Genomic DNA, 12,225 nt, shown 5'->3' with positions numbered 1-12,225 from the left:
TCGCTTCCGGGCGCGGGGGACGGGGATCATCGGCCGGGGGTCAGGGGGTCGTCCCCCGGGAAGACGCAGCACGAACGGTCAACCCTTCACTCCGGTGAGCGTGACACCTTCGACGAACGCCTTCTGGGCGAAGAAGAACACGAGGATCACGGGGGCCATGACCAGCACGGTCGCGGCCATGGTCAGATTCCAGTCGGTGTGGTGCGCACCCTTGAACGACTCCAGACCGTAGGACAGCGTCCAGGCGCCGGGGTTCTCCGACGCGTAGATCTGCGGGCCGAAGTAGTCGTTCCAGGCGTAGAAGAACTGGAACAGGCCGACGGCCGCGATGCCCGGCCGGGCCATCGGCAGGACGACCCTCAGCAGGGTGCGCAGCTCGCTGCAGCCGTCCACCTTCGCCGCGTCCAGGTACTCGTTCGGGATGGTCATCAGGAACTGGCGCAGCAGGAAGATGGAGAACGCGTCGCCGAACGCCATCGGGATGATCAGCGGCCACAGCGTGCCGGACAGGTCCAGCTGCTTCGCCCAGAAGAGGTACATCGGGATGATGACCACCTGCGGCGGCAGCATCATCATCGAGATCACCAGCATGAGCGCCAGGTTGCGGCCGCGGAAGCGGAACTTGGCGAGCGCGTACGCCACCGGGATCGAGGAGGCGACGGTGAGGACCGTGCCGAGGCCGGCGTAGATCAGCGTGTTCTTCCACCAGGTCAGGAAGCCCGGGGTGTCGAAGACCTTCCGGTAGTTGGACCACTCCCAGGTGTGCGGGATCAGGTCGCGGCTGAGCGCCTGGCTGTCGCTCATCAGCGAGGTCAGGAACACGAACACGAAGGGCAGGACGAAGAAGAGCGCGGCGGCGACGCCGAGCGAGTGGACCGCGATCCACTCCAGCAGCGTCCGGCGGCGGGCCGTGCGCTCGGTGGGGGAGACCGGTGTCTTCACCCGCACCGGCCGGTCCAGGACTTGGGCCATCGTCAGTCACCTGCCAGGTTGAGGCCGCCCCGGCGCCGCATCAGGAACGCGGTGAACACCATGGACAGGGCGAACAGGACCAGGGCGACGACGCACGCGGACCCGTAGTCGAAGCGCTGGAAGCCGAGGTTGTAGACGAGCTGGGGGAGGGTCAGGGTCGACTTCTCCGGGTAGCCCGGCTCGAACTGGGTGCCGGCGCCCTGGATCACGCCGGAGGCGACCTTCCCCGCGATGAGCGGCTGCGTGTAGTACTGCATCGTCTGGATGACGCCGGTGACGACGGCGAACATGACGATCGGCGAGATGTTCGGCAGCGTCACGTACCGGAAGCGCTGCCAGGCGGAGGCGCCGTCCAGCTCGGCCGCCTCGTACTGCTCCTGGGGCACGTCGAGCAGGGCGGCCATGAAGATGACCATCAGGTCGCCGATGCCCCACAGGGCGAGCAGGGTGAGGGCCGGCTTGGACCAGCTGGGGTCGTTGAACCAGCCGGGGGCCGGGATACCGGCCTTCTCCAGGATCGAGTTGACCGGGCCCGTACCGGGGTTGAGCAGGAAGGCGAACGCCATCGTGGCGGCCACCGGCGGGGCCAGGTAGGGCAGGTAGAACAGGGTGCGGAACACACCCGTGCCCGTCTTGATCTTCGTGATCAGCAGGCCGACGCCGAGGCCGAAGACGACCCGCAGGGTCACCATCACCAGCACCAGCCAGAGGGTGTTGCGCAGGGCCGGCCAGAAGAACGGGTAGTGCTCGAAGACGTAACTCCAGTTCTTCGTGCCGCTCCACGTCGGCGCTCTGAAGCCGTCGTAGTGCATGAAGGAGAAGTAGACCGTGGAGATCAGCGGGTACGCGAAGAAGACCGCGAAGCCGATCAGCCAGGGCGACATGAAGGCGAGGTTGCGCAGCGCCTGTTTCCTGCGCTTCGCGGTGAGGCCGGGCGGGCGGCGCTTCGGCGCCGGGATGATCGCGGCCATCACTTCGCCTGCGCGATGTCCGTGTCGATCTGCGCGGCCGTCTTCCTCAGGCCGGCCTGGAGGTCGGTGACCTTTCCGCTCTCGTAGTCGTACCCGAAGTTCTGGATCGTGGCCAGGTAGACGCCGCCGTTGACGGAGGCCGGGGTCGTCGTGGAGTTCGGGTTCGCGGCGATCTCCAGGAACGTCTTGAAGCGCGGGTCGTACTTGAGCTTCGGCGACTTCAGGGCGGCCAGCGTCGAGGGGACGTTGTGGATGGCGTTGGAGAAGCCCACCACCGCGTCCGTGTCCGTGGTCATGTACTTCACCAGCTCCCAGGCCGCGTTCTGCTTGTGGCTGGTGGCGGCGATGCCGGTGATGGTGCCGGTGATGTAGCCCTTGCCGTACTGGCTCACCTGGTCGTCGGGGACGGGCAGCGGGGCCACGCCGATGTCGAACGCGGGCTTGGCGTCCAGGGCCATTCCCAGGCGCCACTCACCGTCGAGCTGCATGGCCACCTGGCCGGTGTGGAAGGGGTGCTTGGGGCCCCACTCGTCGCCGAGCTTGGCGCGGTAGGTCTCCAGCTTCCGGAATCCGCCGAGTTCGTCGACGAGCTTCTTCTGGAGGGTGAAGCCGGCCCGGAAGGCGGGGTCCGTGGCGAGTTCGGACTTGCCGGCCTTGTCGAAGTACGTGGGCGAGAACTGCGCGAAGTAGTGCTCGGTCGTGGTCTCCCAGCCGTGGTAGTCGGGCATGAAGCCGAGCTGCTTGAAGCTGCCGCCCTGCGGGATCGTGAGCTTCTTGGCGTCGGCCTCGAACTCCGACCACGTCTTCGGCGGATTCTTGATGCCCGCCTTCGCGAAGGCCGTCTTGTTGTAGTAGAGGCCGTAGGCGTCGCCCAGCAGCGGCGCGGTGCAGCGGTTCCCCTCGAACTGCGTGTACTCGTTCATCGCCTTGGGGAACGTCGTCGCGGGGTCGATGCCCGACTTCTTGAAGAAGGGGTTCAGGTCGACCAGCGCGCCCGAGGAGCAGAACTTGCCGACGTTGTTGGTGGTGAAGGAGGAGATGACGTCCGGGGCCTTGGCGCCGCCCGCGCGCAGCGCCTGGTTGATCTTGTCGTCGGTCATGTTGGCGACGACGTTCACATGGATGTTGGGGTGGGCCTTCTCGAAGCCGGCGATCAGGGAGTCGACGGCCTTCACCTCGTTCGGCGCGCTCCAGGCGTGCCAGAAATTGATGGTCGTCTGCTTCGAGGCGTCGTCGTCGGCACCGGAGGAGGACTGACCGGTGCAGGCGGTGGCGAGGAGGGCCAGGGAGGCGGACGCGGCGAGGGCGACGGCCGCCCTCCGTGACGCTCCGGGGGCGACTTTCCAGGACTTTCCGGGCATGGCTGGATCTCCCAGGGACGGGACGGGGTGGGTGAAGGGGGGCGCGAGGTGGGGCCGGAGGGGCAGAGGCTCAGCGGGAGGTGTCGAAGACCTCGTCGCGGGTGGCCGCGAGCGCGCTTTCCAGCGCGCCCCGCAGCACGGGGTGTTCGTGCACCTCGCCGACCACGAGCCGGGGCCGGGAGGCGGCCAGCTCCTCCAGCTCGGACTGGACGAGCGCGCGCAGCACCTCGCCGCCCAGGGTGAGCGAGCTGCCGCTGAGGACGACGAGTTCGGGGTCGAGGACGGAGACGAGCGAGGCGAGACCGGTGGCCAGCCGGGTGGCGTACGTCTGCAGCAGCTGCCGGTGCGGGCCGTCGTCGGCCCCGGCGGCGCGGGCGACGAGGGCGGCGGCGGACTCGGCGTACGGTCCGGCGGGGATGTCCTCGATGCCCAGGCTGCGGGCCAGCTTCGGGATGGCCTGCGAACCCGCCAGCTCCTGGTAGCCGCCGCTGTTGGCCTTGGTCACCTGGCGCACCAGGGGCGCGCCCGGCACGGGCAGGAAGCCGACCTCGCCGGCGCCGCCGGTCCAGCCGCGGTGCAGCCGCCCGCCGAGGACGAGGGCGGCACCGAGCCCGCCCTCGTTCCACAGCAGCACGAAGTCCTCGTGTCCGCGCGCCGCGCCCAGCCGCTGCTCGGCGACGGCGGCGAGGTTGACGTCGTTCTCGTACTCGACCGGCATCGGCAGCGCCGCGGCGAGTTCGTCGAGCAGGCTCGGCGTGTGCCAGCCGGGCAGGTGGGAGGCGTAGCGCAGGCGCCCGGTGTTCGGGTCGAAGGCGCCCGGGGTGCCGATGACGACGCGGTGGACGTCGTCGCGGGCGAGGCCCGCGGCCTTCACGGCGCCGTCGAGGGCGTCGGTGACCTGCCGGACGACGGGCTGGGCGGGCCGTCTGCCGGGGGTCTGCAGCTCGCAGGTGCCCACCGTGCGGCCGGTGACGTCGGCGACCGCGGCGAGGATGCGCTCGGGGGTGACGTCGAGCCCGGCGGCGTACGCGGCGGACGGGTCGACCTCGTACAGCTGGGCGTTGGGCCCGGGCCGCCCCTCGGTGGTGCCGGTGGCCAGGACGAGGCCGGCCGCCTCGAGGCGGGCGAGCAGCTGGGAGGCGGTCGGCTTGGACAGGCCGGTGAGCTTGCCGATGCGGGTGCGGGACAGCGGCCCGTGCTCCAGGAGGAGGTCCAGGGCGGCGCGGTCGTTCATGGCGCGCAGGACGCGCGGGGTGCCCGGCGTGCCGGCCGTTCCTGCCATGGGGCGCCACCTGCCTTTCGACTGCCCGAAGTTTCTCATCGATCACTGTTAGGAAAGTTTCCTATTGGCTGGAAAGGAACGTAAGCCCAGGGCGAAGGGGGCGTCAAGAGAAACCGCCCCCGAGGCAACGGAGTCGTTACCTCGGGGGCGGGGGCGGGGGCGGGGGCGGGGGAGGGTCCGCGATCGGCTACGGCGCCGCGGGCCGCCGGGTGATCGGGGAGGCGTTCACCGCCTGCGGGGACTCGGTGTCGGAGAACACCGACGGGGCCGCGACCGCCGCCGACGGGTCGGCGGCCTCCTCCGCCTCCGCCGCGGCCGTGGCGCCGCCCACGACGCGGATGTCGGCCGCGTCCAGGGCGCGCTTGATGCGCCAGCGCAGCTCGCGCTCGACGGTGCGGTCCTTGCCGGGCATGGTCCTGGCGGAGACGTGCACGACCATCGAGTCGGGCAGCACGCTGTCCAGGCCGAGGATCTCGACCGGCCCCCACAGCAACTCGTTCCAGGGCTCCTCCCGGCTCATCCGCTCGGCGACCTCGTCGAGCGTGGCCTTCACCAGGTCCAGGTCCTCGTCCGCCTTGAGGGTCACGTCCACACCGGCCGTCGCCCAGCCCTGGGAGAGGTTGCCGATGCGCTTGACCTCGCCGTTGCGGACGTACCAGATCGCGCCGTTGGGGCCGCGCAGCTTCGTCACCCGCAGACCGACCTCGATGACCTCGCCGACGGCGACACCCGAGTCGATCGTGTCGCCGACGCCGTACTGGTCCTCCAGGATCATGAAGACACCGGAGAGGAAGTCGGTGACGAGGTTGCGGGCACCGAAACCGATCGCCACCCCCGCGACGCCGGCGGAGGCGAGCAGCGGGGCGAGGTTGATCTGGAAGGTACCCAGGATCATCAGCGCCGCGGTGCCGAGGATCAGGAACGACGCGACCGACCGCAGCACCGAGCCGATCGCCTGCGCGCGCTGGCGGCGGCGCTCGTTGTTGACCAGCAGCCCGCCGAGCGCCGTGCCCTGCGCGGCCTGGGCGGTCCGGGTCATCCGGTCGATCAGCTTGGTGATCGAGCGCTGCACGACCACCCTCAGCACCGCCGCGATCACTGCGATCAGCAGGACTCTCAGCCCGATCGCCAGCCAGGTGGACCAGTTCTGCTCGACCCAGCTGGCGGCGCTGGTGGCACCCTCCTGGGCGTCCCGGAGTGTCGGTACCGCCGGTGCCGTCGCCCCCGAGGGGGTCGGTGACGGCGAGGAGCCGGCGGCCGGCAGGACGGCGGGCAAGGACACGGCGGAAACCTCCAGGTGCAGCGATCCGCCCCCACCGGCGTACGTCCGAGGTCACGAAAAGGTCACCGGCGGTGCGGGGCCACCACACTATCGGGGCATCGTGTGCGGATCTCGCCGTCCTGTGGGGGAGAGACGGTGCTCACGTGGGGATGAACAGGTGGGATGAACACTCCGCCGCCCTGGGGATGAATGAGATGTGGTCGAAAACACTCCCAGCCCGTTACCGGGACATGGTGGCGCTTCCACCAGGCCAGAGGAGAGACTGACTGCAGATCGTCCCGGCGCGAGCCACGCGCCGCCGACGCACAAGGAGGCATCCGTGCCGCATGTCCTGGTCCTCAACGCGTCGTACGAGCCACTCGGCGTCGTACCGCTCCGCCGCGCGCTCGTCCTCGTCCTCGAGAACAAGGCAGTCTGCCTCGAGGAGTCCGGCGCCTTCATGCACAGCGCAACCGTCACAGTCCCCGCACCCAGCGTGGTCCGGCTCAAGCGATTCGTCCGGGTTCCCTATCGGGGGCCCGTTCCTCTCACCCGGCGGGCGCTCTTCGCGCGCGACGGGGGCCGGTGCATGTACTGCGGTGGCGTCGCAACCAGCGTCGACCATGTCATTCCGCGCAGCCGCGGGGGCAAGCACGTCTGGGACAACGTGGTGGCGTCCTGCCGCCGCTGCAACCACGTGAAGGCCGACCGGCACCTGTTCGAGATCGGCTGGCGGCTGCGCCACAAACCCGCCCCGCCCACCGGCCTGGCCTGGCGCATCATCGGCACGGGCCATAGGGACCCGCGCTGGCTGCCCTACTTGCAGCCGTACGGCGCGGACGACGCCATGGCCCGGATCGACGGCATTTCCGCCTGACGTCCGGGCTTTCGCACACCTGTCGGACGAGAGGGCATGCGGCACCCGGCGCCCGGCCCCGGGAAGGCCGTGTCCCGGGGCCGGGCGCCGGACGCGTGCGCGGGGAGCGGCCCCGCCCTCGCGCGTCCGGAGGGCCGTGCGCACAAAGATCCGAGGCGGCAGCGCGCGCCGGGCGCAGAATGTGCGGCGCAGAATGTGACACGAGGCACGATGTTCGTTTCGTTACGTCTGCCTTCGCGCCGACTGGGTAGGGCTGCGGTAACCCGCACGATCACCGCACTCGACAAGGAGGCCCCTGTGGCCGCATCGGCACCGCTTCTGCTCCCGGCCCTTTCCAAACGTGAGGAGTTCGCCGGCTACGACCCGCACCTGCACGCGTTCAGCGCGGAGGGCACCTGCGTCGAGACCCCGCTGACCAGCGAACCGCCCCTGCCCGACGCCGAGCCGCTCACCAGCGAACCGCCGCTCGCCGACGCCACGCCCCTGACCAGTGAGGCGGTGGGCCTCGAACCGGACACCACGAGGCCCTAGATGACCGCACAGGGGTCGGCCGGACCGCCCTCCGAGGACCTCGCCCGGCTCGCCGGACTGCACGGCGTCGCCACCTCCTACAGCCCCTCCCCGGACCGCACGGTCGCGGCCTCGGCCACCGCCGTCACCCTCGCTCTCGCCGCCCTCGGCGTCGACGCCTCCACTCCCGAGGCCGTCCGCGCCGCGCTCGCCGCCCGCGAACAGGAGCTGAGCGAGCGGCTGCTGCCGCCGACGGTGGTCGTCTGGAGCGGCGGCACGTCCCCCGCGCTCGCGGCCCTCCCGGCCGGCACCCGGCTGCGCGTCGAGACCGAACAGGGCGAGAGCCGCGGCTCGCTCGAGGAACTCCCGCCCGGCGTCCACCGGCTGACGGCCACCGCGCCCGACGGCCGCGGCGCCGAGGCCCACCTGGTCGTCGCCCCGCCCCGGCTGCCCACGCCCACCGCGCGCTCCTACGGGCTGCTCGTCCAGCTCTACTCGCTGCTCTCGCAGCGCTCCTGGGGCATGGGCGACCTCGGTGACCTCGCCGAGCTCGCCGCCTGGGCCGGGCGGGCGCTCGGCGCGGGGTTCGTCCAGGTCAACCCGCTGCACGCGGCCGTACCCGGCGCGCCCACCGACCCCTCGCCCTACCGCCCCTCCTCCCGCCGCTTCCCCGACCCCGTGCACCTGCGGGTCGAGGACGTCCCCGAGTACGCCTACGTGGAGGACCCCGAGCGGCTGCGGGCGCCGGCGGCCCGCGCGGCCGAACTGCGCGCCTCGGTGCTGCACAAGGGCGCGCTGATCGACCGGGACGCGGTGTGGGAGCTCAAGCGCCGGGCGCTGGAGCTGATCCGCGAGGTGGAGCTCGGGCCCGGCCGGCGCGCGGCCTACGCCGACTTCCTCGCCGAGCAGGGCGAGGCCCTGGAGGACCACGCCACCTGGTGCGCGCTGGCCGAGGTGCACGGCTCCGACTGGAGCCGCTGGCCGGCCGCGCTGCGCGACCCCCGCTCGGCCGGCACGGCGCGGGCGCGCGGCGAGCTGATGGACCGGGTCGACTTCCACTGCCGGCTCGCCTGGCTCACCGACACCCAGCTCAGCGAGGCCCAGCGCGCCGCGCGCGAGGCCGGGATGCCCATCGGGATCGTGCACGACCTCGCGGTGGGCGTGCACCCGCAGGGCGCCGACGCCTGGGCGCAGCAGGAGTACTTCGCGGCCGGGATGTCGGTGGGCGCCCCGCCGGACGCCTTCAACGCGCGCGGCCAGGACTGGGGCCTGCCGCCCTGGCGGCCGGACCGCCTCGCCGAGTCCGGCTACGCGCCCTACCGCCGGCTGCTGCGGGCGCTGTTCCGCTACGCCGGCGCCCTGCGCATCGACCACGTCATGGGCCTGTTCCGCCTCTGGTGGGTGCCGCAGGGCCGGCCGCCCACCGAGGGCACCTACGTCCGCTACGACGCCGAGGCCATGCTCGCGATCCTGGTGCTGGAGGCCTCGCGCGCCGGGGCGATCGTCATCGGTGAGGACCTGGGCACCGTCGAGCCCGGCGTGCGCGAGAAGCTGCGCGAGCGAGGGGTGCTGGGCACCTCGGTCCTGTGGTTCGAGCGGGACTGGGAGGGCGACGGCCGGCCGCTGCCGCCGGAGAGCTGGCGCGCCGACTGCCTCGCCACCGCCACCACCCACGACCTGCCGTCCACCGCGGCCCGCCTCACCGGCGAGCACGTCGAACTGCGCCACCGTCTGGACCTGCTGACCCGCCCGCTGGAGCAGGAGCGCGCGGAGGCCGCGGCCGACGCGGGGGAGTGGCTGGCCCTGCTCAGCCGGCTCGGCCTGCTGCACGGCACGGGCGGCGGCCAGGGCGGCTCGGAGGAGGAGGCGCAGATCCAGGCCGTGCACCGCTTCCTGCTGCGCACCCCGGCCCGCATGGTCGGCGTGTGGCTCCCCGACACGGTCGGCGACCGCCGTCCGCAGAACCTCCCGGGAACCTGGGACCAGTACCCGAACTGGCGGCTGCCGGTCGCGGACGCGGAGGGGCGGGCGGTGACGCTGGAGGAACTGGCCCGCTCGCCGCGGCTGCACGCGCTGCTGGACGTGGTGCGGACGGCGCGGCGGGAGTAGCGGCGCGGCAGGGCGGGGGCGGGCGCCCGGTCGCGTACGGCACCCCGGACGAGCGGCCCTGATCGGCGTTCGATACTTTTGGGACCGTGGACAAGAAGAACGCCCTGCGCGCCGGCACCCTGGCCGCCGGTACGACGCTGATGATGCTGCTCATGTCGTCCCCCGCGCTCGCGCTGACCCGCGGCGACGACCCCGGCCCGGGCCTGAGCGTCATCCAGACGCTGGGCCTCTACGTGGCCATCCCGGTCGGCCTGTTCGCGGTCATCGCCGGTCTGGTCTTCTTGCTGGACAGGTCCCACGACAAGCGCGACGACACCACCTCCAACGTCGACGCGAAGGCGTAGCACCCCGGCGTACGACGCTCAGGGGCTCGGCGCCGTCAGATAGCGCTGGAGCGTCGGCGCCAGCCACGCCACGATCTCCTCGCGGCTGAGCGCCACGGCCGGCGCGAGCCGCAGCACGTAGCGGGTGAGCGCCAGCCCCAGCAGCTGTGCGGCGCCGAGCCCGGCCCGCGCGGGTGCCTGTTCCGGATCCGGGCACACCGCGAAAGCGACCGGGATCAGCTGGTCCCGGAAGACGCTCTGCATCCGCTCGGCCCCGGCCCGGTTGGTCGCCCCGACCCGGAGCAGGGCCGTCAGCACCTCGTTCTCCTCCCACATGCCGAGGAAGTGCTCCACGAGCGCCCGGCCGACCTCCCCGCGGGGCAGCGCGGCCACGTCCGGCATGGACAGGTCGATGGAGACCGCCGCCGCGAACAGGCCCTCCTTGTTGCTGTAGTAGCGCATCACCATCGACGGATCGATGCCCGCGTCCCTGGCGATGGCGCGGATGGTGGCCCGCTCGTAGCCGTCGGACGCGAAGCGCTCGCGGGCCGCGGCGAGGATCGCGTCCCGGGTGACCTCGGAGCGCCGGCGGGTCGCGGAACCGGCGTCCGTGCTGCTGCTGTCGCTGACCTTCATATCAACAAGCGTAGGCCAACATCTGTTGGCCAACAAGCGTTGACTCCATCGTGGACACGGTTCTACGGTGGTCAACGCCCGTTGGCAAACAGTCGTGGGCAAACAAGTGTTGGCTATCGGAGGTCATCATGCGGACCCAGCACTCCGTGATCGTCGTAGGCGCCGGCCCCGCCGGGCTCCTGCTGGCCGGCGACCTGGCCGCCGCCGGTGTCCCGGTCACCCTCGTGGAGAAGCGCCCGGACAGGATCAGCAACCTCTCCCGCGCCTTCGTCCTGCACGCCCGCACCCTGGAGCAGCTGGATGCCCGCGGCCTCGCCGACGGCCTGGAGAAGGCCGGGCGCCCCCTCGACAGCCTCCGTCTCTTCGGCCGCCTCAGCATCGACCTCGGCACGCTGCCCTCCCGCTACAACCACCTCCTCGTCATCCCGCAGTACGAGGTGGAGAAGGCCCTGGAGCGGCGCGCCGTCGAGGCCGGGGCGGACCTGCGCCACGAGACGGAGGTGACCGGGCTGACCCAGGACTCCGCCGGCGTGACGGTCGAGGTCCGCACGAGCGGCGGACAGACGCAGAGCCTGCGCGCCGCGTACGTGGTCGGCACCGACGGCATGCGCAGCGCCGTGCGTGAGGCGATCGGGCTGCCCTTCCCCGGCCGTTCCGTGATCCGCTCCGTCGTCCTGGCGGACGTACGGCTGGCCGAGGAGCCCGAGAACCTGCTGACGGTCAACGCCGTCGGTGACGCCTTCGCCTTCCTCGCGCCCTTCGGCGACGGCTACCACCGCGTGATCGCCTGGAACCGCGCCCGGGACGTGCCCGACAGCGAGCCCCTCGGCCTCGACGAGGTCAGGGAGGTCACCCGGCTCGCCCTCGGCCACGACTTCGGGATGCACGACGCCCGCTGGATGTCCCGCTTCCACAGCGACGAACGCCAGGCGCCCGCCTACCGCGTGGGCCGGGTCTTCCTCGCCGGGGACGCCGCGCACGTGCACACCCCGGCCGGCGGCCAGGGCCTGAACACCGGGCTGCAGGACGCGGCCAACCTCAGCTGGAAGCTGGCCGCCGTCCTCCGGGGCCACGCGGAGGCGGACCTGCTCGACAGCTACCAGGCCGAGCGGCACCCCGTCGGCAGGTCCGTGCTGCGCAGCAGCGGCGGCATCGTACGGCTGGCGATGGCCAAGCGGCCCTGGACGCTGGCGCTGCGGGCCGCGCTGACCACCTTCCTCGACCACGTCGGCCCGGCCCGGCGCAAGGCGGTCGGCGCGATCACCGGCATCGGCTACCGCTACCCCGCCCCGCGCGGCGCCCACCGCCTCACCGGCACCCGTGTCCCGGACGTCGCCCTGGCGGGCGGCCGCCTGTACGAGGCCCTGCGCGGCGGCCGGTTCGTACTGATCACCCCGGAGCCGTACGCGGCCGCGGGCGCCCGCGCCGACCGGCTGGCCGTGCAGCGCTGGGCGAGCGACCGGCGCACGACCGTGCTGGTCCGGCCCGACGGATACGTCGCCTGGGCGGCCGACTCGGCGGACGCCGCCGCGATCGAGGAGGCGGTCACCGCCCACGTCGGATGAGGCACCGGCGGGGCGGGACGCCGCTGCGGCAGCCGGCCTGCCGCCCTGCCGGTCTGCCGGCATCCGGCCCCGGTCGTGCGGAGGACCGCCGGGGGAGGTGGGGTGGGGCGGGGCCCGACCCCTCGGTATCCGGTCCAGCTCGTACGGAGGGCCGCCGGGCCGGGGCGGGCCGCGGCGGCGGGCCGCGGCGGGGCGGGTTGCCGGGTGCCGGTCCACCGGTATCCGGGTCCACCGGTATCCGGTCCCGGCCGTACGGAAGGCTGCCTGGGCGAGGCGAGGCGAGGCGAGGCCGGGCGATGCGCGGCGGCGGCGAAGTGCGGGCGGCGGGCCGCGGCGGGTTGGGTGCCGGTGCACCGGT

The 12,225-nt window shown here is 72.3% G+C and carries 11 protein-coding genes; 5 read left to right on the top strand and 6 right to left on the bottom strand.

Annotated features, from left to right (window positions below):
• Nucleotides 1–78 precede the first annotated feature (78 nt).
• The 5 genes from ACJ9NR_RS14140 to ACJ9NR_RS14120 all read right to left on the bottom strand — a co-directional run bounded on the left by ACJ9NR_RS14140 (nt 79) and on the right by ACJ9NR_RS14120 (nt 5,868).
• Nucleotides 79–972 (bottom strand): carbohydrate ABC transporter permease, encoded by an 894-nt coding sequence (locus ACJ9NR_RS14140; RefSeq protein ID WP_412487908.1) that lies wholly within the window; start codon nt 970–972, stop codon nt 79–81.
• 2 nt (nt 973–974) lie between these two features.
• Nucleotides 975–1,943, bottom strand: a complete 969-nt coding sequence (locus ACJ9NR_RS14135) for a carbohydrate ABC transporter permease (protein WP_412487907.1) — start codon at nt 1,941–1,943, stop codon at nt 975–977.
• Nucleotides 1,943–3,304 (bottom strand): ABC transporter substrate-binding protein, encoded by a 1,362-nt coding sequence (locus tag ACJ9NR_RS14130; RefSeq protein ID WP_412487906.1) that lies wholly within the window; start codon nt 3,302–3,304, stop codon nt 1,943–1,945. The genes ACJ9NR_RS14135 and ACJ9NR_RS14130 overlap by 1 nt, the downstream gene beginning before the upstream one ends.
• Nucleotides 3,305–3,374: 70 nt before the next feature.
• Nucleotides 3,375–4,586 carry an ROK family transcriptional regulator gene (locus ACJ9NR_RS14125; RefSeq protein WP_412487905.1) on the bottom strand — a complete coding sequence of 404 codons (1,212 nt, stop codon included), beginning with the start codon at nt 4,584–4,586 and terminating at the stop codon, nt 3,375–3,377.
• 187 nt (nt 4,587–4,773) lie between these two features.
• Complete coding sequence (locus ACJ9NR_RS14120; protein WP_412487904.1) at nt 4,774–5,868, bottom strand: mechanosensitive ion channel family protein; 1,095 nt, start codon at nt 5,866–5,868, stop codon at nt 4,774–4,776.
• Between the two features lie 319 nt (nt 5,869–6,187).
• Here ACJ9NR_RS14120 and ACJ9NR_RS14115 point away from each other — a divergent pair, with 319 nt between their 5' ends.
• The 4 genes from ACJ9NR_RS14115 to ACJ9NR_RS14100 all read left to right on the top strand — a co-directional run bounded on the left by ACJ9NR_RS14115 (nt 6,188) and on the right by ACJ9NR_RS14100 (nt 9,687).
• A complete protein-coding gene (locus tag ACJ9NR_RS14115) occupies nt 6,188–6,724 on the top strand; it encodes an HNH endonuclease (RefSeq protein WP_186280906.1) in 537 nt (178 codons plus the stop codon).
• A 297-nt stretch (nt 6,725–7,021) separates the two neighbouring features.
• Nucleotides 7,022–7,255 carry a hypothetical protein gene (locus ACJ9NR_RS14110; RefSeq protein WP_412488874.1) on the top strand — a complete coding sequence of 78 codons (234 nt, stop codon included), beginning with the start codon at nt 7,022–7,024 and terminating at the stop codon, nt 7,253–7,255.
• Nucleotides 7,256–9,343, top strand: a complete 2,088-nt coding sequence (malQ, locus tag ACJ9NR_RS14105; protein WP_412487903.1) for a 4-alpha-glucanotransferase — start codon at nt 7,256–7,258, stop codon at nt 9,341–9,343.
• An 86-nt stretch (nt 9,344–9,429) separates the two neighbouring features.
• Nucleotides 9,430–9,687, top strand: a complete 258-nt coding sequence (locus tag ACJ9NR_RS14100) for a hypothetical protein (protein WP_412487902.1) — start codon at nt 9,430–9,432, stop codon at nt 9,685–9,687.
• Nucleotides 9,688–9,705: 18 nt separating this feature from the next.
• Here the strand turns inward: ACJ9NR_RS14100 and ACJ9NR_RS14095 are convergent, their stop codons facing one another.
• Nucleotides 9,706–10,302 carry a TetR/AcrR family transcriptional regulator gene (locus ACJ9NR_RS14095; RefSeq protein WP_412487901.1) on the bottom strand — a complete coding sequence of 199 codons (597 nt, stop codon included), beginning with the start codon at nt 10,300–10,302 and terminating at the stop codon, nt 9,706–9,708.
• Nucleotides 10,303–10,430: 128 nt separating this feature from the next.
• Here ACJ9NR_RS14095 and ACJ9NR_RS14090 point away from each other — a divergent pair, with 128 nt between their 5' ends.
• Entirely contained in the window at nt 10,431–11,867 is a 1,437-nt protein-coding gene (locus ACJ9NR_RS14090) for an FAD-dependent monooxygenase (RefSeq protein ID WP_412487900.1), read from the top strand.
• Nucleotides 11,868–12,225 lie beyond the last annotated feature (358 nt).

The sequence above is a fragment of the Streptomyces sediminimaris genome, assembly GCF_047049295.1.
GTDB lineage: Bacteria > Actinomycetota > Actinomycetes > Streptomycetales > Streptomycetaceae > Streptomyces > Streptomyces sediminimaris.
This window is presented reverse-complemented; position numbering and strand designations above follow the sequence as displayed.